This window comes from Carboxylicivirga mesophila (genome assembly GCF_018271975.1).
GTDB classification, from domain to species: domain Bacteria; phylum Bacteroidota; class Bacteroidia; order Bacteroidales; family Marinilabiliaceae; genus Carboxylicivirga; species Carboxylicivirga mesophila.
This window is the reverse complement of sequence record NZ_JAGUCN010000034.1, coordinates 25728-49921: the sequence shown is the minus strand read 5'-3', so window position 1 is coordinate 49921 and position 24194 is coordinate 25728. Positions and strand designations below refer to the sequence as shown.

The 24194-nt window shown below is 39.6% G+C and carries 9 protein-coding genes and 1 pseudogene; 4 read left to right on the top strand and 6 right to left on the bottom strand.

What is annotated here, in order from left to right:
* Window positions 1–28 precede the first annotated feature (28 nt).
* The 4 genes and pseudogenes from KEM09_RS20425 to KEM09_RS20415 all read left to right on the top strand — a co-directional run bounded on the left by KEM09_RS20425 (window position 29) and on the right by KEM09_RS20415 (window position 2343).
* On the top strand, window positions 29–463 hold the full coding sequence (locus tag KEM09_RS20425) for a hypothetical protein (protein ID WP_212231433.1): 435 nt from the start codon (window positions 29–31) through the stop codon (window positions 461–463).
* A gap of 215 nt (window positions 464–678) precedes the next feature.
* Window positions 679–1152: a hypothetical protein gene (locus KEM09_RS20420; RefSeq protein WP_212231432.1), complete on the top strand. Its 474-nt coding sequence runs from the start codon at window positions 679–681 to the stop codon at window positions 1150–1152.
* Between the two features lie 243 nt (window positions 1153–1395).
* Window positions 1396–1938: pseudogene (locus tag KEM09_RS22150) on the top strand (DUF6933 domain-containing protein).
* Window positions 1939–2070: 132 nt separating this feature from the next.
* Window positions 2071–2343, top strand: coding sequence for a hypothetical protein (locus KEM09_RS20415; protein ID WP_212231430.1), 273 nt, complete (start codon window positions 2071–2073; stop codon window positions 2341–2343).
* A 655-nt stretch (window positions 2344–2998) separates the two neighbouring features.
* On the opposite strand, the gene KEM09_RS20410 is transcribed toward KEM09_RS20415, so the two are convergent.
* The 6 genes from KEM09_RS20410 to KEM09_RS20385 form a co-directional block, all read right to left on the bottom strand.
* The gene (locus tag KEM09_RS20410) at window positions 2999–4801 is read right to left on the bottom strand and encodes a fibronectin type III domain-containing protein (RefSeq protein WP_212231428.1); all 1803 of its coding nucleotides are present in this window, start codon (window positions 4799–4801) and stop codon (window positions 2999–3001) included.
* A 110-nt stretch (window positions 4802–4911) separates the two neighbouring features.
* On the bottom strand, window positions 4912–11169 hold the full coding sequence (locus KEM09_RS20405) for a fibronectin type III domain-containing protein (protein ID WP_212231426.1): 6258 nt from the start codon (window positions 11167–11169) through the stop codon (window positions 4912–4914).
* Window positions 11170–11216: 47 nt separating this feature from the next.
* The gene (locus KEM09_RS20400) at window positions 11217–13022 is read right to left on the bottom strand and encodes an outer membrane beta-barrel family protein (protein WP_244825135.1); all 1806 of its coding nucleotides are present in this window, start codon (window positions 13020–13022) and stop codon (window positions 11217–11219) included.
* A gap of 41 nt (window positions 13023–13063) precedes the next feature.
* Entirely contained in the window at window positions 13064–20539 is a 7476-nt protein-coding gene (locus KEM09_RS20395) for a T9SS type A sorting domain-containing protein (RefSeq protein WP_212231424.1), read from the bottom strand.
* A 70-nt stretch (window positions 20540–20609) separates the two neighbouring features.
* Window positions 20610–22643 carry a fibronectin type III domain-containing protein gene (locus KEM09_RS20390; RefSeq protein ID WP_212231422.1) on the bottom strand — a complete coding sequence of 678 codons (2034 nt, stop codon included), beginning with the start codon at window positions 22641–22643 and terminating at the stop codon, window positions 20610–20612.
* 23 nt (window positions 22644–22666) lie between these two features.
* Window positions 22667–24127, bottom strand: coding sequence for a fibrobacter succinogenes major paralogous domain-containing protein (locus tag KEM09_RS20385; protein WP_212231420.1), 1461 nt, complete (start codon window positions 24125–24127; stop codon window positions 22667–22669).
* Window positions 24128–24194 lie beyond the last annotated feature (67 nt).

The following is a 24194-nucleotide window of genomic DNA, read 5'->3' as shown; positions in this document are numbered from 1 at the left end:
TCACTACGCCTAACAACATGCATAATGCATGGCCATCGATGGGGATGACCGCAAAAAAATAAAGATGGCCACAGCATCATGCACTTGTACGTTAGATATAGTTGATTATTTATTTGTTCTAAATTCCTCAGTACTTGATGAAAAGAAAATGCATTTTAGGCAGATACTTTTTCTTTATAAGAATCATCACTGGATATTGGATAAGGAACTAATAGAATTAAGTTTCGCCAAGGCAATACATATTCTGACCAAAAAGACATTAATAATTTTGGCTGTCATTTTAATTATGAAAGTTTCTGTTAATTATGCTCATTATCGGCTTGGTGTTGTCGGACAAATGACAAACTTGGTCTGTGATTGGCTATTTTATGCTTATCTCTTATTTATGACAATAACATATTTAGGATATAAATTATTAGGACCTGAACAACTTAGAAAGAAATATAATTGGCATCAGAACTAATCAATAAAAGCCGAACCGCTAACACGCTGCAATAGCGCATTTCGGGGTACTTAGCATTTTGATAAGTCCACAACTTCGGCAACCAACGCCAAATTGATTTGGCTTAAAATAAAAAGTTAAAACAAATACAACGCTTTGGCTCCGCTCAATTTGGAAAGATTGTAAGGTTAAAATCCCTCACGACGCCATGCAGCGAGACCGTTGGCGCTCATGCAATGATGAAAAAGACTAGAGAAACATATGAGGAAAGAGCACAGAAACTAGCTTTAGTTGTCGACATCGCTCAGGAAATAATAAACACTTCTTCAAAACTGCCTGATTTTGACAAGAAAGAATACCTTAAACTTGGACAGTTGGTAAAAGAATACGCATTAAATCCACGGAAAGGATTCAAACGAATGGATAGCTTAAAATATCTGGAAAGCGACTATTTTGCTCATTGGAATGAAATTGAAAATCCAGAAGGACAAAGATTTTGGACTGAATTATATAAAAAAGGACTTTATCGAGAAAGGCGGAACATAATTGAAAAAGTTCTAAAGAGGAATAAAATTAAGAACATTGCAGAGTTTGAATTTATCAATGACACAATTGTTGTTGCAGAACAAACAGGACATATTAATGAGACCCAATCTGAACAACTAAATAAGTTGATGGGAGACTTTGAATTTAAACAGAAAAAGAAATAAAGCACGAAGCGCCAACAAACCGCAATAGAGCCCTTAGGGATTCAGAGTAATTTGGATGATTCGTAGCTTCGGCGAACAACGTCAAATTGATTTGACTTAAAAAAATTGAAAATATAAAACCCAACCCAACGCTTCGACTCCACGCAACGTTAATGGTTAGCAAGGCTGAAATTCCCTTACGCGCCTTGCGGCAGGCCTTTAGGCGCAAGTTGGAAAGTGAGTGATTCATATTTATATTGCAACATGAAACGAGTTTATTGCAGTAAGAAATTAGGAGATTATAGTGGCTCAATTGACAAAAATCTTCCACAGGACAGTTTAGAATTAAAACCATGTGATTGGAACGCTCATCTTTTTATTCTAGACCGAAAGAAGTGTTTAATTTTGGTTCATGCCTTGACTTATTATACGTTATACGGTCTTTATTGACAAATTATTAAAGAAAGATTTACAACACTTAAATTCAATATTAGAGGCACGGTTTAAATCACAGTTCGACAATGACAATCTGAATATTGGAACTGAATTAAGCAAGATGATTTTATCGGATATGAACAGATGTTTTACCGAACAAACAATAACAGAAGAGTTATAGGGAGAATTAATGATTTCGTAAGCGTCTTTAAATATCATTGCAAATACAAATACGCCAACTTTGATGATATGGATGTTATTTATGAAAATGGAATAATAAATACAACTCCAATTGAACTGACAATAAACAGCAAAAAAAATTGGACTTCACCGCTTAAAGAAATGAATGAACTAGTAAAAACAAGAATTTAATACGCTGAAATAGCGAATGATAGTTTTGTTTTTAAAATGCCATACTTGCAACGTTAATCAACGTTAGCGGCACCTTGGAAACCATGAGACAGATAATTATCAAAACAAAACTGATTATTAAACATTGAAAAAATGGATAATGAAGCAATAGACAAAATGCAAATTAAAGCTATACAAAAAGTACTAACAGATTGGAATCCATTAGGTGAGTATGCAAAAAGATTTAAAGACTTAGATAACTACTATGCCGAATCGATAGACCTTCTATTTTACATTGATAAGAAAAGTTCCCCTGCCCGTATAAACAAGTTGATGATCGAAATAATTGAAGAAGCATTTAACGTTAATGTAGATCCTAAGGGATCAATGGAGTATGCGTTGAAAATAAGACAAATAATTAAATAAATAGAAAGCACGAAGGCACAACAGAAAACAGTATAAAAGGGATTCTGAACAAATTGCCGTATCTATTTTCAAGGTTATATTTTCAGGTAAGACTACCCGATTCGCAAAAATTTTATACCACATTTTGTATAGGTTATAAACAAATTCTATATTGCTTTAAAGTTCTTTGAAAAGCAGAAGAGTGAAAACAAACGTATGTTATACGGTGACGCATTCGGTGACCAACTATGGAGAAATAGATTATCAGGTTGATAAATAGATATTTGAGAAGGAGTGTTCGAATCCCTCTCTCTCCGCACTAAATGAAAATCCCTGTAAGTTGAACTTACGGGGATTTTTTTTGTATGCGCACATGCATGCTGAAAACCTAATATAGTTTGGATTGAAACCATGTTAGGTTTTACTCTAAGCCACAAATGATGCTTCCTTTTTACTTTCGATACTATTGCAAATTAGCCAAATGATAAGTGCTCCATCGACAAACCGATAGTTATCGGATCGCCAACCGATGCCTATCGATTTTGAAATGGATAGTTATCGGTTTTTATCTATGTTGCTGTTGGTTTATAGGTCAATAATTTAGCTCAAGATAGTTATTTGTATACACCGTCACGATGAATAATTACATTCGAGAGTATGATAATTTATTTAGTATCTATTCAATTGCTATTATTCTTTTTTGCGAACGTTTACTGGTGACACCTGATTCACTAACTGCCTGAATTTCCAACTCATAATCTCCTGCTTCCAGATCTTCAATCAACCAACTTCTTTGTGCGGCGTCAATATCATTTTCATTGCGTACTAATTCATTATTAAGAAATACTCTGAATCCTTTAAGATCTGCAATGTCATTAGGAAAGCGCCACTCGAAAGAAAGATCATTCTCTTCAACTGAGAATGGCCAGATTGTTACAAAAGGTAGTTTCTTCGAAGGTATAACAACCGTTATAGTGTCGGTATAATCAGAAGGGCTGTTATCTGTGTCTTGATATTTAACATTGAACTTGTATTTTCGCCCAGTTCCTCCTTCTACCAGGTAGTTATAACTGGTAGCTTTGAGAGGTGCAATATTCGCTTCTTTGGCTAAAACACCACCCGATCGGTCACAGTAAACTAGAAATCCATTTATCTGATTAATGAAATCCTCATCAGCCGTCCAGTTTAATTGTACATGTACCTGGTTATTCTCTATCCTGGATGATGCTGTTAATGACTTTACATCCTCCACAATAGGCTTCGGATTATAGAATAAGCGTAGAACATTACTCCAGATAGCAAAAGATTCCTTCGGCTGAACAATGATTCTATAATGGTAGTTTTTAGTGTCTGAGGGATTCAGCGAATGATCCTTGTATACCCTGGTTTTAGCAGATAAGGTATCTGATACTGTTATAAAGTCAGACTCGGAGCCTATTCGACGTTGGATAACAAATCCAGTAATTTCGCTTTCATGATGCTCATTAAAGTTCCACTGTAAGCTTACACCACCTTGTATAAAATCATAATTGGGGTGTTGCTCTGTGTAAAGTTCAGGTGCTTGAAGAGTTACTTCATTGGCCATACTCCAGGTTAGCTCAAAACCATTGCCTTCGTTACTGAAGATTGAAACTGGTTTTATGGAGTAGGTATACTCCTGATCCTCATCATTAAGGATGTCACTGTAATGTAATACACGCTTATTGGATGCTTTACTTAACCAAACAACCTTATTGTTGATGCGGTTAAATGATTCATTAGCGATTTTCCTGTAAATATTGAAACCGGCCAATGTTTCTTTGCTATCCAACTGTTTTCCATCGTATTCAATACGCAATTGAATGCGCGATCCTTTCTTCTTAATTTTTTCTTTAATCACATTAACATCTAAATCAGGCACATCATTTGCTGCCCATTTAAAAGTTGCCACAGGAGCACTGGATTCAATTCCGCTAATCATAGGAAAAAGCCCATATTCAACACTTCCGCGATTAGGGTAGTCGGTATCTACGAAGCCGAAACCATACATAAGTGCAACGTCATAATCGAAAAGAAACATCAGGCATAGCATCTTATAAACCGCAGTATCAGCCTGTATTTCCTGTTTGAATGATTCGGCATTTATTTCCGTAATTTTAGTTGAACCATTGGCAGTATTTTGCAGAAGAGCAATTCTTTTCTTTTCCAGTGCACGAATGATTGATTTGGAGTTTGAAATATTGTTTAGACTTTTATCTTGTTTATTGTAGGGCTTTAATATCTCCTTTGTGAGATTTTCCCATGGAGTAGATGAGCCATCTTTCCGAATCGATCTTTTCTTTATAAATACACCATCCAGATTAGCATCCCAATGATCAACAGACCAGATTAAACTGATATTCTCTCCATTACCTTCTCCCAGTAGTGTAAAATTTGATTGTGCAAACAGGATATTTCCTGTTACCAGCAGGTAAAATATAAATATAACTGTCTTTTTCATCGCTTTATTTCAAAGTCAACCTTCCAGCTTTTACCTAATGTTTTTTAAGACTTTTTCATTAGGATGAACTGATGGCTATTAATCATTATATTGTTTCTAATTAGTTCTTATTATTCATCAAATGTATAAGAATAAGTTCCGTCAAATGAGGTTTCTCCTAAACTTTTCAGACCAACTATAAACTTGTAATTGGCTTCCATCATCCAGGCCGGTTTTTGATATTTAACCATAGCATCGCCATCTACAGAACAATATGGACTAAACTCACACCCTAGCACTGATGCATCAATTGAGCCACAGGCATGGATACCACCACCAAACTCAGCTGTATTTAATCCTTTATCAGTGAAATCAGTAACTAAATGAGCATTGAAATTAAAGTCAAATTTGCAATCTAAGCTATAACCGGTTCCACTTGTTTTAAAATCTGAGGTAAAACCATAGTCCAGATCACCATTCAGGTGTCCTTTTGCGCCAGTTAGTTCACCATTATCATTGTATTTGCGTGTGTTTTCAAAACTACCGTTAAATTTGACCACTCTCAAAATGGATGCATTCATATTTGTTGTTGAGAAGCGTTTTACATTTTGCGTCATGTTAAATTTAACTTCCTGGTTCGAATCTAATATCCAACCTGTTTTAGCAGGTATTTTAACATCAGCTTCTATGCTACCGTAAATATCGTACGATGGCATTTCTAATGTAATATTGGCTTCACCCTTAAAGACAGGTGATACTTTTGGTGCTTTAATGGTTCCTCTCAAGAATAAGCTGGCTTCTTTATCACCCCATTGATATACGGCCGGATCAACTGCTAATTCGAGCAAACCTGCGTTATCTTGCAAGCCGAATGAGAGCCCTGCCAGATAGGTGCCGTAGTCTGGATTACCATATCGTTCTTTTTTAGAGAAATCAATCTTATAATTATATCCAAACTGACCTCCCAACTTAGAAATAGATACGCCTGGGAAGATAGGAATAGCACTTCCTACTTTCAAATTATAGTAACCAAAGTTGAATGCCCCTCCATCGCATGAAGTACAGGCACTTGATCCTATATCAACAGCTCCGCTAATTCCCAGCTTTTTGGATATAGTTGCATCGAACGAACCCATGAAACGCTTATCACTGAATGCAGCATCAAAGCGAATGGCCATTAATGAACGGTTGATGTTACCTTCTACTTTTCCGATACTTATTTTTCCATCATTGGCAATGTCGAATTTGTCAACTGCAACATACGATTCGCCCAATAACACTTTAGCTGTGATAGACAAATTCGAATTTATATAGCTTGCCTTAGAAATATCAAACTTGAATTGGTTGTATTCAATGTTCCCGCTTGACGTTAGACTTTTTAGTTCTCCACCTTCTATAAGCACTTCGGAAAGACTTAATTTTGAACTCATGCCTTCGGGTTGAATGGAGAAACCACCATTGATCTTTTTAAGGTTGAGCTCGGTGTCTATGACCACTTCTAATAAAAGATCAGAAACATCAACCTTACAGAATCTAAGTGTTTGCTGATTGGTTGAAAGCAAAGCAATACAATTATTGTTCTTATATTCCAGATCAAACAAGAATTCTCCTTCAATACCTTTAATTTCTGAGACAACGGCCTGTCCTTTACCAGCTTTGAAGTCAAATATCTTTTCCTTTAAGTGGTAACTGGCTTCCACATCAAATGCCTTCAAAGTTGTTTTGAAACCTCCTGATGCATAGGTTTGTGCCTGATTAACCTTAAAGCGTCCATTTAACAACCCATCTTTAGATATATTGCCGCTAAAGGAGGCAAGAGATTTTTCATCCCTAATCAGATCTAGTTTAAGTTTCTTTAAATTACTAAGGTCAAAACTTCCGATTGGCCGATCCTTGGCTTTAGAATCTATATGGTAGATGATTGTACCTTCTATACCTTTGCTTAATTTCACAAGGTCTTTGTAGATATATTTATCATTTTCTAACGAAGCATTAAGCGTTATTTGTCCATTGTAATCTTCAGTCCCATCTCCATTCTTGCTATAGCCAAATTTTACAGCATTAACTTTACTGTTTATAGCGTATATCTCTGAGAATTCAAGGTCCAAATCTGCAACATCAACTGCTAAATAAGTAATGCCTTTTTCTTTATCTTTAATGTAATCTACATTGGCATTGAATGAGAGGTTCTTCTCAATTTCACCTTCGTTTACGTTAAGGCTTACCTTTGCTTTAACGGATTTGATGTTTTTGCTATTTCCAGGCTTTTTCTCAAATTCAACAGTTAAAGGTCCTGCTTGCAATAGTGCATCAACAGATACTTCCCCAATCTTAAATGTTCCATCCTCATTAATGATTACCTCACTAATGGTCATATTTCCTGTATTGCTGGCATTTGCGCTAGCATCCACACTGGCCGTAAAGCTAATACTTCTATCTTCAGGATTATATTCTCCATTTGATAATTGAATGTTAGCATAAGGAGAATAGGCAACCGTTCCTCCACCTGTTATTTTGCTGACCTGGTTGTTCTCAATTATTATATGTCTAATGTTAATATCACCACTCAGAGATTTAGATTGCTGGGAATTGCTGTAAGAGGCGTTAATTTCCTTTCCTTCAAATATGACCAGCTCAAAGCTCTCATTGAATTGAACTTCCAGCTTCTTAGCATCCAAATTCATTCCGTAAAAAGAAAGGTGGTCTAAATCTTTTATGCAAGCTTGTATAATTTCATTGGTTTTATTGATGCTAATATCAAATTGTGTATTTGTACCTGGTAAACTACCAATAGATGCTTCACCATTCAACGAATTAAATAGTATGCTTTGTAAACTTACATTGTATGTAAGCTTACCGGAAAGCATTTTCAGAGTAATGTTAAATCCATTTTCTGAATATGCTGCAGGTTTATCAAGTTGAAGATCACCTATAAATAATCCTTTATCAGTAAGCTGGCCATTAGTTAAAGAGGCAATCTTTTGATCCGATTTAACAAAATCTATGACCATATTATTCAAATCATTAAAGTTGAAGTGTCCACCGAAAGCACTTCCTGTAGCTAAGAATTTAAAGTTGAAGTTCCCTGTTAATCCTTTCCGAACTATTAGTTGTGGACAAATTAATTTGTCATCATTGAGCTGAGCGTTAAAATTAATGAGACCGCCCACTTCGCCACCACTATTAATATCAATCTCCAGCTTGGAAATAAGGGCATCAATAAATCCAATGTCATTAATGCTTATACCATTGTTGCTTTCCCAATTAATACTGGCATTTTGAAGCAGACCAGTTTGACAATCAACTTTGTACTGTAGCTGAGCATTGGAAATATCTTTTTTATATTGACCATAATACGTATCGTTAAATACCAATTCAAATTCAACATCAGAAACAGAGTAATTGCAAGTTGTTTGATTATCAGAATTGAAAGTTATTGGATTAGCTTTCAATGTAACCAAAATCGGTCCAAACTTTACCTTATCATTTGCTTTAAGATTAGCTCCAATACTCAAGTTAATTTCTGAATCGCTCTGGTTCGAGTCATTTTTATCGGAATCGTTATTGTCTGCCAGAACTTCCGTATTAATATCTATTTCAGGCATTAGGACTTGTTCTGGATTATGGATAAGATCCCATTGGTTTTTCCATAGTTCTGTACCATTGGCTTTGTCTAACAGGTTAAGAGTTGTTGCACCGGAACCTGTTGTTGCTCGTAAGTTAAAAGCTCCATGTGCCAATTGCTGAGCTATGGTATTGATATTGCTGCCAAAGTTGTAAATGAATCCGAATTGTCCGGCTAAGGGCATATATCCATTACGTTCAATGCCAGGACTATTGATAAAAAACAGATAGTAAGTATTCTTATTGATTGGGGATATTTGAGCATATTGGCTGACAACATTAGCCATTTCTCGTGTGTATTTGTCAGAATCTAATAGATTATCAGGATTGATATTGTTATAATCTAAATTAGAGATAGTTATTGCTGGTGCAATATTGACTTGCCATCTTGTTATTGCAGGCGCGTAGATTTCATTTAGAGTCTTTATCAAGGGCGCTGCATTTTGCGGACACTGCGCTCTATTCACCGGCACCAGCACCACATTTTTGGTAATCATATCGTAGGATACCAAACCTAAAGCCCCTGCCTCAGTGAGTATCTCACGTGTATTGACAGAGTCAATCTGCTCTGTTTTAGCAACGGCTACCGTTAATATATCCTCATCGCCACCACCAAGGCCGGTTAATAACAGGCGGCTGCCTTTTTCCTGTGGGGTGGTCGGAGTTACCAGTCCGCTTTTGCGTATATAACGCAGACTATCGGCATGTGTGCCTTGTGGTATCACATCTATATAATCAGTACCACCGGCCTGTATCGATTTCCAGGCAATGCGATCGCCTGTTTTATTAGTTTCAAAATAAGCATTGGGCTTAGTTTTACCATCGCCCACCGGATCGTAGCCAAAATGCATATCGTCAGGTGCTTTAAAGCTGACTGATGCACCATACTGGCGGGTTTGTGAGGCTGTCCCCACACTGTCGCTGCCTTTTTTACCACCAGACTTTTTCTTGGGTGTGGTATAAACGCGTCCCGAGCCAGAGTCAGCCACATGTACCTGCCCGCCATTGGAGACAACTGCTACCTTGTCGCCCTTTTTAATTTTAATGGTTTCGGTAGTACCATCTTCTTTCACCACAACTACCTTGTCGTCACTAACCTTCACTTCTTTTACATCACCATCTATGGTGATTACCTCATCGGCTATATCATCCAAGTCATCTGTCACATCTACCTCTTCATCGTCATCACCACCTCCGGCGCCAATCCCTACCACCATTCCGGTTGCTTCGTCGTACACAAAATGCACCTCGCCATCCACCATACGATTGTCAGTATTAATGGTAATATTATCGAATGTGACATAGAATTTAACCATGCCGATGTATGGCACCAAAGCCATTCCCTTACCACTAAACACCCCATTGCTGCCTTCAGCTTCGGTTACCTCAATCACAAAATCAGCGGCCTTAAACTCATCAAAGGGATACAGTTCCTGTAATGGCTCACGATTACTCAGGTCAAAGTCATCGTTATCAGTTCCACAGGTATAATCTACATTACGATCGGTTTTTAAGCGTATTATACGACTCTCGTCGCTTTCTTCATTACCACAAATGGCTACTACTTTTATTTCATAGTCGGTATTATCCGCCAATCCTTTTAGGGTGTGATTCACCATAGTGGTTTCCTCACTTTGCCACTCTGTATCTTTGGCTTTTTTATAAAAAACACGATAAAGCTGAGTCGCAACATTGGCCGCCCAGCTGATGCTAGCTTCGTTATAAACTACACTATTGATGCGTGGCTCAGGCGTCACACAGCTCAGTCCATAGCGAAAACTATTCACCTCCGAGTAACCCTCATTCTGAAAACGGGCCCGGTTCTCACGGTCAATAGCCTGTACCTGCCAGGCATAGCTCATGCCATCCAGCAGAGGTGGCATACCCATGTCGTAAAGAAAGTTAGGGTCATCGCTTTCATCTGTAAAGATGGGACTGCTCACACGTGCCACCTCGTAGGGATCGCGTCCTTCAGGCATTATCTCCCAAAGATTCAGTCGATAGTACACATCGGCCTCCGGGTCGGCCGGCAAGGTGCCCATCCACGAAAATCGTATGTTAGGTTCTGTTTGCGGGTTAACCTCCGCCTTATCTAACGGAAATGACAAACGCGGTGCCCTTGTCAGGTAGATCATTGCCATGCCCGGAAAAGCCTGCGACACTTTCATGGCACGGTAATAATCTAATATATCCACCCAAATGCGGTAGACACCTTCCGGCAATCGCCCATTGCGCTGGTACTCATTACGACTGTAACCCTCAAAAATCAGGTTATTGGGATTAAACAATGGTTCCAGGTCAAGCCCCGTGACTGTTTCCGTGAGTCCGCCATCGAGCATAAAAGGCTGCTGTCGCAGGTCCGGTTTGGTATATAAATGTACCCCGTTACCCTGTATATGCAGACTAAATTTAACAGGGTACTGTTCAAGCGCCACATCGTCCACCACCACATTTAGCTGCATGCGCCCCGGCTCCGAAGCAAAAGCACTCAAACTATAAGGCATTGGCGGGTTCAGAACCGTGTAGGTACGAATGGGGTAGGTTGTTTGCGCACCTATTTGAAAGAATAAGAAAAATAAAACCACGGAGGCGCAAAGGCGCGGAGAAAGCTTTGAAGAAAGAGAAACCGCAGAGATGTAGAGGCGCAGAGGAATGAAAGGTGAACCGCAGAGACGCAGAGGCGCAGAGAATATTTTGCTTAGCGTCTTCGCGCCTTTGCGGTAAGAACTGATTCCATTAACTATATTTTGCATTAACTTTTTCATCTTTCAGTATTATTATTCCAATCTATTTTTTTTAGCGCTTCTACGTCTTAGCGGTTAGTATCCTTTTTCGGCCACCCAAAACGATAGCTATACCCCAGGCTCGCCGTCACATACGAATTCGTACTGCCATTCCTGTCGCGTTGGCTATAAGCCATACTCAGATTCAGCAGGTGTTTCTTTTTTAAAGCATAATTGGAGCCTAATCGTGCCGTTAGAACATTACCCGTGGATTCTTGCTCCATATAAGTACCGTTCCACGAAACAGATAAGCTGTTGCGCCATTTTTTATCAAACAGGCTCTTGCGTACAAAAAAGATGGGGCCATAAGCTTCGCCCGTTCCGGCAGAGGTTTTATTTCGGCTGTAATTCATGTTTAAACCAATGCTCAAGTTTTGCTTGGGACGTGCCCAGCTATATCCACCCGAAGCATTCACAAATCGACTATCCGCATTCTCCATCACATCGCTTTGGTTCTGGCTGGCCTGCTGAAAATTGATATTTCCGTTTAATGAGTGCTTAGCCGTCTCCGTCTTCTTTATCTGCCAATTGGCCGACAAGCTGATGTTCTCATTTATCTGCGTAAACGAAAGCGTATCAAGCAATTCATATTCGGTATGGGTATTGGTTTCTTCAAAAACTGTTTGGATATGCGTGTAATTATAAAAGTTGGAATACGAGGCACTCAGGTTAAATTTCTCATTGGGTGTAAACCCTACATTAAAATTCTGAATGATGTCTTTTTGATCTGTATCCGACTGATTATCCAGATTCGTTTGTCTGAGTCCCACATTAGCCGCCATCGTCACTTTACCACGAAGCATCATGGTGGCCAGATTAAGCGTGTAGTTCACAAAATCATTCACCGTATAATAGGCTCCCAGTGTCTCATACCCCGGCTCCACGTATTCAATACCAGCACCTATGCTCCCTATTGAGGTGCTCCAGCTAATATCCGATTTAGCAGCATGATAGCGATGCGTAGCGGCACCGTTAAAGTCGGTAGCGCCGCTAATGCGTCGGTCGCGACTTAAACTACTTACGCTTACTTCTCCGCGCATTGTCAAACGTTGCCACGGGCGCACCATAAAAGTAGAGCCCAGCACCATGTTCTCCATTGGTGTGATGCCTAAAGAGTCCATTTTTTCAAAGGGTTTATCTGTATCATCCTGCCCATGAAACAAGTGTACACCTACCTCGGCATTCTTAAAGGTATAGCTGGCCTTCATACCTTTTCCCATGCGCTTGTACTGCGGATCAAAACCCGAAACTGTATCGCCCGGCAGAGCCTTGCGCAAGCGCCCAAACATAGCACTAAATTTAAGCTTATCGGTTGGCGCCAGAACGATGCCTGCTCCGGCAAAGGTATGCCCGCTCAGGGAATAAGGTGAAAAACTCATACTCGAATACCCCAAGTGCAAGGTCGCCCATTTGTACGACGGACTGATGCTAAACTGATTAAATGGCTGTGTATAGGTCCAGTTTTGGTTCGACCAGGTAAAACTTACGGGTATCGACATACCATACACATTAGCTGCTACATTACCTGTCACCACCAATGCATAGGGATCTATACCACTGGCTGCATTGCTCCGGTACATTTGATTGACATTCAACCCACCATTCAACTTCAGTCCATCTTTTTTTCCTATTTGTTCGAGTTGCTGCGAATAAGTACTAATGGCATTAACAAATAATACTGCAATGACGCAGAGGCGAGGAGGAAAAACTGTAAGAAGCTTAAAGTCTGAAGTCCAAAGACGGGAAAAACACTTTATAGTTAAGCTTTTGCGCACTGTGCACCACGCACCATGCACTATATTTATATTGTCAATCTTCATTCGCTTTTTACTCATTCACTTTTTAAACTCTTAAACTGCTCATTGCTCATTACTGACTAATTCACTATCACCTTCCCAACTCTCTTCTCTCCATTCGATTCCACAACAACCACATACATCCCCGGAATACTCAGGTTAAATGTTTCACTGTAGATATCCATGCCTTCACGTTCGCATTGCTCAAGTATCTGACCGGTTCCCAATGAAACCAGGTAAATATTAACAGGGGCTTTCTCACTCAACTCAATGCTAACAGTAAAAAATCCATCCGTAGGATTAGGTGATACACCCAGCTTGAGTAAATTTTGATAAGCCTTATCAGCTAGTTCATCACCTTCTTCACTACCACTTCCCGGAGGCGTCACTAGTATGGTTTTGCGAGCCTGAGCAAAGCAGTTACTTGTATGCGCATTAAGCGTTATCTCACGCATGCCTTGCTCATTAAAGATGACCTTACAGAAGTAGGCACCTTGCTCCACAATATTGTATTCACCTGTAAAAGCCCAGTCGATATGCTGCGGTTTAGGCTGAGTCACTTCTACCATGATTAAAGTATCACCAGCTGCCACACTCGTTGCTGTCAGAAATTCCGGTGCCACATCGGTGGCATACGTGCTTAAGCTCATCGTATCGCGACCAATACAATTATCTTCATCCTGCACTTCCACCCAATAGCTATCTGCTTCCGAGACGATTAAAGCTGTATCTGTGCCAACTTCCACATCGTTTTTAAACCACTGATAACCATAGAATTCCCCGGGATAGAGCTTCGCATTATTGCCTTCGCACACTGTTAAATCGTCGCCCAGCTTCGGATAAATCGTGCGCACGTACGTCATCTCATAGCTTTCGCGCAGGTGACAGTTATTAGCATCATATAAATCCACCACATAGGTACCTGTATCCAATTTAGTAATGGTCGACTTAGTAGTCTCGTGCAACCACTCATAGCGATAGTCGCCAACACCGCCAATAGCTTCCAGCTCGATTCGGCCATCCGGCACACCAAAACAAAGAGGCTGCATCAGCTTATTCACATTCAACGCCAGTGCATCCGGCTCATAAACCGAGAAATCGCGCTTATCCTCACAGCCATATTCATCAAATACTCTGACAGAGTAATCACCACCACTCAGGTTTAACCAGGTATTTTCGCTGGAAGCATCCGTCCATTCAATGCTGTGTGCCCATGTGGCAGGCAATACCTCTACATGTGCTTCTCCATCACCAAACTTGTTACACGTCACATCTTTAACATTAAGGTTGGTGATTTGCAGGTAACTCACATCCAGCTTCAATGTATCATAGCCCAAACATTTATCTGCATCAGTTACTTCCAGGTAATAAGTATCCGGCTCTGTTACCACTACCTGCTGTTCTTTAGCCCTAAAACCATTCAGCGAGGTCCATTTAAATTGTTCGTACTGACCGGCATCCAGCGGTAAGGCATCGTAATGACAAATCAAGGTATCATTCCCTACAAATGGAACAACTGTGCGCTGGTAGTCAAACGGTATTGTGAATTGAGAAAAACAGTTATGCGCATCGGTAATACCTAACACGTAATCACCTGGCACAACATCTTTTAACTGGTTCTCGGTCGAACCGGTGCTCCATTGGTATTCATACGCCGGTGTTCCACCTGTTCCTTGTATCTCAATATGCCCTTGCTCACCTCCCAAACAAAGCGGATGTTCCATATCAACAATGCTGTAATACAAGCTATCAGGGGTTCCTACAGTAAACTCCCGGACTGCATTACACTTTTTTTCATCAGTTACCATAAGGTAATAGGTGCCGGCTTTCATACCCCATGCTTTATTCTGGTCAGAGGCTGTAATCTCTTCAGACCATGTGTAAGTATAAGCCGGGTTACCCCTAACTACTGTTGCCTGCACTTCTCCATCGGAGTAATCCCAACAACTGACATCTGTTACATCAATTGATTCAATAGCTAAGTCAGTAATATCTCCAAGAGGGAAGTTAAATTTCATCAAACAATCATGTGCATCACGTACTTCAATCGTATAGAGACCTGAATATAAATCTGTAATATCTGCCGTAACGTATGGCAATTCAACGATATCATCTCCAATACCTTTTTGCCATTTATATGTATAAGCACCTACACCTCCTTTATAGGAAGAAAAAATTTGTCCTTCGTTATTGGAGCATCGGGATTTTATGATAGTTGAATCCAACAATTGAATTTCTGTTGGTTGATTTAAGGTGATATTATCCACCTGTGTTAAACAGTTTTTAGGGTCTTGCACGTATACCGTATAAGTACCAATCGACAAATCGGGCACAGTCATGCCATCATACCACTGGGTATTATCAACCGACACCTGGTAACTTAGGTTACCGCCATTAATAGCCAGTTCAATGCTACCATCACTGCCATCAAAACACCTAACATCTTGCTTTGCTCTAAAACTGGCGGTCAACACCTCTGGTTGAGCCAATTCAATATTATTCTGCCAGGTGATGCCTGCACTATCTTTAACGGTAATGGTATAGTTGCCTGCTGGTCGACCTTCATAGCGCGGGCTTGCTTGTTCAGGCTCCCCATTAATAGCATAAGTATAATCACCCCAGCCTCCAATTGGTGTTACCTCCAGAATACCGTCGGACAATCCGTTACAGGTAACCGGACTGTTTTCTTTCACGGTAAACGAAAGTGGTAACTCAGGTTCGATTATCTGCACCTGACGTTCCATCCAGTCGCTGACTTCATACACACATTGAGCCGTATCCTGAACCTTAAGCGTATAAGTACCGGCAAGCAAATCTCTCAGACTAATGTCTTTGATGGTTTGTCCATTTTCAAAAACAATTGCCTCTGCATCTTTATACCATTCATAATTAAAAACTCCATTACCCTTAACCACTTCAACATCTATTTCACCAGTGGCTTCACCTTTCCTACGAATATAATTATGTGTAATGCTGATTTCTGGTACTTCCGGCTCTCCGATAGTAAAATCTTGCGCATCTACGCATCCATTTAAATCTATCACCTCAAGGGTATAAGTACCTGCAAATAGTTTCCCATAATGATAGTCACGGTCATCCTCTTTCGCAATAACCAAATCTCCGCTAACAGTTTCGCGAATGGTATAATCGAGATGGTCAGTGATAAACACACCATTATCAATCGTTGCAGCGATACGACCATTATCATAACCTGGACATGAAGCCGGGAAAGCATCAATCTGCAGAAAACTCAGCTTTGGACGTGCTAATATCTCCACTTGGGTGGTGGTAATATTTCCAGCCTTATCCATCACACTAATGTCATAAGTACCAGGAGCCAATGATTGAAATACAGGCTCACATTGCCACTCTGCTTTAGTTGCATCAATAGAATACAAATAGTCCTGTGTACCACAGGTATTAGTTTGCCATTCCGGGCAGTTATCATGTGCCGGGTTCTGACAATCCGTGTGCTCAGTAGCCGGACATAACCAACCGCCACTAGCCGAAATAACTATTTGTCCGTCGCTATAATCAGTACAGCTCTCATCTACTTTACTAAAGCTGATTTCCAATGGTTCCGGCTCAGTTATAGTAACGCTGGTTTCGTACCATATACCACCATCAAAATAGTCACATTCATTCTTATCTTTCAAACGGAAAGTATAGTCGCCAGGACCAAGGTCTTCACGCTTAAAGTGATAAACATCTCCAACAGCAGCCAGATTAACAGTCTGGGTTTCTTTCGTACCATCAGCTTTTATCCACTCAATTACATAGTTTAAACTTCCCAGGCTAAAGTCAATACCAAACCATCCCGCTTTCTGCCCATGGGTTGAAATACAACTGTATTGACGGTTATCAACTACGATTTTTTGAGGTTCAGTAAGTATTAAATCTTTGTACGTTGCAGAACAATTATCATCACCACTTACCTTTAGCATGTAACGTCCATCACCTAATTTATTATAGCTTTCAGTCTTATCCGTAAAGCTTTGAAGGGATTGATAGTTATTGCCGGCATCAGCTTTGAACAGTTCGTAAGTATAATTGACTCTCGCCTCATAAATATTACCAATTGCGACGTCAATTGCACCATTCTCATCCTGATAGCACAAAGGAGCTGTCTTAATTGGCTCACTAATACTGATTATAGGTAAATGCCCAATCATTCCCAACACCTTTTCATCCGCACATCCTTCGGCATCTTCAACTTTTAAATTATAATTATGGTTGGGATATAGACCGGTAAATATGGCACTGGCTCCTGTTACATGCTGATTCAATGAAGCATCCGTATTGTCAATCAAATAGAAGTCATATATATTTCCTGGTTTCCATACACCATCTATAGCCGATACTTCAATACTTCCGTTATGGGCAACTAAACAGGTGGGTTTTGTGATAATTGGGGTGGTCAGTTTGACGGCTTTATCAGATAACTCAATTGAAACAGGAACGGTCTTGCGGCAATTATCATTATCAATGGCCACAATATTATATGTGGCATTATCAAGCTCGGTGTAATACTTATCAAAGCCATTGCTATTTGCTTTAGCATCATCATTAATGCCACCATCCAAACTAATACTCCATGAACCTGTGTAACCAGTTCGTTGAACATCAATCCCCAACTCACCATTTTCAGCAATATCACAAGCCGGAAAGATGGTTGTTGTTGATGTTATAGCAATTTGCGTATCATGCTCAAGGTTAGCAATATTAGCCGTAAATGATTCTTCGCATTGGTTAACCGTGTTTCTAACTACTATGGGGTAAATACCTGTATCCAATCCATTGTAAACAAACGATGACTTATCTGGAGTGATTTTATCCGCTTTATCAATTAAGTTACCTCCAATTGTAAAACTTAAGTTATCTGTCCAGTTGGTTGGCAGATTATTAAGAGTAATAACACCATTATCACTGGCCGGGCACGATTCATCTGTTACCACCGGTGTTATGCTTGCTAAAGGATCAACATTGTTTGTAAGAGTAATTGCCTTTTGAACAACACATCCGGCTTCATCTTTTATATAGAGCGTATATGCTCCTGCTGTTTTCCCTTTAAATTCAAACAGTTGGCTTGCCGGCTGTAGGGCTGTATAATTTGTATCGTCCAGACTATACTGATAGCCAGAGGTATTGGAGCCATCAGTCTTTTTCCCATGTACTCCCTGAACCTTTAATACACCATCTGTACCTTCTGCACAAGAACTGTTTTCCGAAGTTGGAAAACCAGCAGCAAAAGCAACGGGGTTATCTTGAATGCCAATGGTGTAATTGGATACTTCATCCGTACAGCCATGTTCATCTTCTACTTTAAAGGTATAAGCCATTGTACCAGAGAGACCCGATACATTATCAATTTCTGATATATTTGATCTTTGTGTGCCATTGATAAACAATTTATACTTTGAATCGTCAACTAATGGAACTCCATTTGAGATAGTCAACTCAACCACACCTGTATTTTGACTATCGCATAAGGGTTGATAATCAGTATTAACTTGTAAATTAAAAGTGTTTAGTTCTTCTATCTTAAATCCATGTTGAACAGAGCATCCTGCACTATTCGTGATTGTTATAGTATATTCTCCTTCTTTCAGCCCTGTTAGTGTAATAGTTCTGCCTATAAAGTCTTGATTAAAAAAAACAGGATCAGATAGTTCTGATTTAACATTAAAAGAAGCATCACTATCATGCCCTCCATTCACCATAAAACTATAACTACCTCCTTCGGATGATGGACAGTTGACATTTGTTGTACTTGTTGGGGTAATGCTTAAAACATCTGGTTCTGAGACAACCTTACTTTGTGAGTCTGTACAACCATTGGCATCCTTTACGTAGAAATTATATGAACCCTCAGACAAATCCGTAAAAGATGAAGAAGTCGTTTTAAAGTTCACATTATCTTTTGAAAAAGAATACGTTTCTGTTCCACCAGAAACAACTATATTAACAGAACCATCAGTACCTCCATTACATGAAACGTCACTTACATTGACATTCTCAATCGTAAATACATCTGGCTCAGTAACTGCAATACTTGTTATTGTTGATGTATTCGCTGGATTAGCCAAGTCTGTAACCGTTACAGAATAAGTGGATGCCGCAAGATTAGTGAATGTTTTTGATGTCGAATTATGTGAAGGAACTGTTTCATTATACACTGGCGATGTCAATTCTATTTTAAAAGGTCCAAAACCATTTGTAATTGTTATTGGAATTTGACCTGTTGTATTTCCATGACAATCAACGTTAACAACGGTTCCCTTCGATGCAGTAACAGCTGATGGAGCAGTTAATTTCTCAATATCAATTATATTGCTTACACAGCCATTGCTATCACCAGTATAGCTGACCTGGACCTGTGTGGCCGTCAAAGGTATGTTCTCAATTTTATAAGTATCACCTGAAACATAGGTTAAAGTAGCTCCTGCAGGTTCAACAACTTCAAAACTTCTATCTGTACCTCGTCCAGTTATGCTTATTGTACCTGAGGCTTTTCCACCTGAAGTCTTATTTGTATAATAAATAGTGCCGTCTGTGGCAGTATAGGTATTTAGTGTTAAGTTGGTTATTTTAATAGGTTCAATATTAAATACAAAATATTTTTTAACAGGACACAAAGAGCCATCAAAGAATACTTCCAAACAATATGCTCCATTTCCTAATTGCCCAATTTTTTTGGTCCCACCTGGACTCATATTTTCAAAGCCAGTATCTGAGTCTGTGACATAATATTTAATACCAGTTTCTGGATCTGTCCATTCTACTGATGGAAAATCAACACTACTTTGGGTACTCATAGTAATCAAATTGATTCGTAGATCAACAGTGGTATTTGATGGATATTCCGAATTATTTTTTATCACCACATATCCATCTTTGGAATCGAAACAACTAGGTGGATAGGGTGTAAGCGTAATATCAGGAGTGGGTAGAAAATAAAAACCCCTTACTGTGTTGGATAACCCTCCATCAGGATGAAATACTGTTATTTCAAGTTCTTCATTTACCCAATGTGGTTTTGAAGCTATTGCTGAATATTTGATTTCAACATTACTTGAGGATATCGTTTTTGTATAGTCTATATAGTCGTTTATTTTGCCCACAGGGTTTATTCTAAACTTTGTTACTCCACAATAAATTTTAGAATTTTCGAGTTGTACTTTAACACCTTGCCCAACTACACAACCTAAAGTTGGAGATTCCGTAATATTATAGTATGGTAGTATAGTAATTGTACCACTGCATCCAAAATCATCACCAAAATTTATCGTTTGTTCACAATTAGATTTTATTCCTTTGGAAATTGTTATATTATCGTATGTACATCCAGCCGGTGCGCCTTTATCGGGTCTCTGCCTTTTATCTAGGGTGATCATCGTTGGAAAATTATTCATAGATTCCTCTTTCAGAACACTACCATTATCACCAGGAAGTACATCTTCACTAAAAGATGAACCTTGATTTGGCGTAAAGCTATAAACCGTACTTTTTAAGGGACAACCATCTCCTTCTGTATCCACTGTAAAACTATATTTCACAAGATATTGACCAAATAATATTGATGTCCCTGAAAACAGTAAAAGCATCAAGAATAATAACTTATATAAATTAATTCTTACTGAGTACACGATATTCGCTTTCATTATTTGTAATATTAAGTAGCAACTTACATATCCTAATATTGGTCTTTTTCAACTCCCAACTTCCACCTTGCTTCTTCTCATACACCCAATACTCCTTCACATCACCTTCCGGCTTCTCCCAGCTTAACTCAACCAATCCTTTGCGCTTATTGTATTTTACCTCAGGCGTAATCCATACATCTTTTTGTATGGGGGCATTATACTTAACAGCCACCGGCTTTGCGGGCTTTGATTCATTACCGGCCTTATCAACCGCCATGATGATATAGCGATAGATAGTACCTGTTTGAGAGGGGATATCTGTATAGTGAATACTATCCGTAGGAAGCGAAACGACCAGCGTCCATGCTTGGCTACCTTTGGCATTGCGATAGATAATTTGTTGTTCCACATCATTACTCGCACTTTGTGCCCAACTTAAATAAACACCCTTTTCATCAGCTGATGCCTTTTTAAATATTGGTGAGGCAGGGGGCACAATATCCGGTCGTTCTACTTTTAGCACCTCTGAGAAATCAGATTTATTCTGCCGCTTATCAACAGCCACCACCTTGTAGAAAACCTCCTTGGTCAAGGTCTTAAGGTTAATGGTATCTACATAGGCATTAACGGGTATAGCTTCACTGGTCAGTTGTGAGAATTCCTCCCGTGAGCTATTGGCACGGTAAACACGGTATCCAAACAGGTCTTTCTCCGTATTGGCTGTCCATTGGATACGAACCAGTCCTGAGGTATCGGCTTCTGCTTGTAAACCAACTGGCACCTTAGGTGGAATGGAATCCACCAGCTGCATCATTATCGGAATACTCTGTGGCCCATCAAAGTCATGATTAAAGGCCTGAATACGATAATAAGCATTGGACATGGGCTGCATATCAACGTATTGTTGACTAATTAATGGTAACTTATCCGCTAATATCTTAAACCCACTGTCAAACTTTTCAGAGCGATAAATGCGATACCCATCCACCTTTTCTTGCTTATCATTGGAAAATTCCCAATTAAGCACTACCGTTTGACCTTGTGGCCCGGTCTTGGCTGTCATCTTAGGGACAGAGCTTATCATAAAAATACCTTTGGCACTCACTTCTTTTGAAGCTGGGCTTAATTCGCCAAAAAGGGAAATACCAATCACACGATACAGAAAGGCTGTTTCATTATCGGGTAACGAATCCACATAAAAATGAAAGTTGGCCTCATCGTACCCTTCAGGCGTAGTATTAACCAGTGGCACATCGTTTAATCGTCGAAAACTTTGTCCTTTATCCGACGAACGTTCCACCCAAAAACTATTGTACAACTCACTTTGGTATTGTTTATCCCAAGTTAAAGTGACCATTTTGTCACCAGCTTCAGCCTTCACATTAGCCGGAGGGCTCAGGGGCATATATTCATCCACACCGGTAAAAAACACAGCAGTATCGGATGTCATACCTTCAGCCACCTGCGCCGGAAACACCTTATACAGGTATTTCTCGCCCGGCTTGACATTTTTATCCGCCAACCACAAGCCTGAATATTGAGCCACTTCCGGACTCTGGTCGGCCGCAAACAAGGCAAAACCAAAGCGGTTTTCCTGTTCGGTAGAGCGGTTGATGATATCAATCATACTGGCTTCACCATCACCGGCCTCCACCTCAAAACCATCACCATAAATAGCCTGGGCTGCCACTCCTGCATAATCGTTTTTATCAACCAATGCTTCCCATTCAGCGAGCAGACGCGGCTTTAATGGTTGCTTGGTTAAACGCGTGGTTTTCTCCTTGATATACTTCCCATTTTTAATAATGGTAGTACGCGTAACGTGATAACCATATTCATTGCCGTTTAACCACAATTGGTAGCTGGTAGGAGCCCAACGCAATACAATACTATCTGGTAGAGGACGAGCCAGTAAACGCATCTCGTGCTCAAGCTTGTCCTGGGCATTTAGCCCTGTCGTAACACCCCAACAAATAATAAATAAATAAATCGTTATTTTAAATCCTCTCAACTTCATAAGATTATTGGTTACAGCAGTCATTAATCTTTAACACATCTTATTGCTATCTGATGATCTTCAGTGTAGTCATAAAATGCAATTGCTGAACTACGACCATATATTCTAATAACCTCACTTCTGTTATATGTTCTCTTTGAACTACTATGCCATAAAGCATAGTAATTATCAAACTCATCTTCCTTGCCATGATTAAATCTTGTGAAACCGTTTTCTAAAGCCGTGAAACCTGTTTTGTTAATTAACTCAGAATCAGTTTTATCACATGGTGCTCCATCTGTTTCAATATTGGCAGAATTCCAATTGGAAGAACACAATGCTTTACTAACAGTTGGTAGGTTAGGGTCATTATATAAATAACCATCGCCTACTGCAAATCCATTATTTACTAAATATGTGAACATCACTTCCCATTCCTCTCTTGAAGGAACATGCCACCCAGATGGACAAACCTTATTTGTTTCAACAACATACCAGTTGTAAGAAGCACCAACCGCATCTTGGTATTTGATACCCTCTTGTAAATCAGGCCATAAATACATTGGGATTTGGTTTCTACTACCATCATATAAAGTGATTTCCGTCCCATCATTTAACTTTGTTGTTCTTAAATTCTCGGCCATCCATACCTGCTCACCAATCTGTACCGTGTGGTATTTATTGCCTTCAATATCGGTTACAATACCTGCCGATTCCGATACATGAACAGTAACAGACTTGGTAACGGTGTTGTAGTTATCTGCATCGGCTGGTACAAACTCTGCCTGTAATTCTTTTTTGCCGGGTGGTAATACAGTGGCACCTGCTACAATACCGATATAATTCATTGTACCTTCCATATTGGCTGTAGCATTTAATTGTTTCTCAGTTAATGGCTGAGGGTCTCCCATGTAAAAAAACATATCCATTGGCTGCTCCCAAGTGATAACCGGATCTTGCTTGAGTACATTAATCAATACAGTTTTGCTAATTACTTGGTAATTGTCGGTATCCTCAGGCGTAAACGCTACCATAAGCTCTTGCTCATTGCCGGCCGTTAATACGGTACCTAACTCAGGTGTGTAAACAAATGTACCTGCTATATTGGCAGTAGCATTTAATTCAGTTTCCCCCAGAGCAGTTTCATAAACGATATCTGCAGGATTCTCCCATGTTATTTCCGGCTCTCCTGGTAATACATTAATCAAAACAGAAGCACTTACTTCTTTATAACTTCCTTTATCTTCCGGCGTAAAATTCACCGTCAACTCTTGCTCAGCTCCTGCCTCCAGCACAGTCCCAATACGAGGCATATATGAAAAAGTACCCTCTACACTGGCCGTCGCATTTAACTGCTCTGCACTTAACGCCACCCCATACTGGATATCCGCCGGGTTGCTCCAGCTAATAGTCGGATTACTCTTTTCATCCTTCTCACAACTAAAAACCACCGCCACCAAAGCAGCCATCAATAAACCCCTAAAAATTCCTTTTGTCTTCATCATTATATTTTTATCTGTTTTCTTTTCAACTCCTCAACTCCTCAACTCATTAACCATTAAGCTCCGCGCC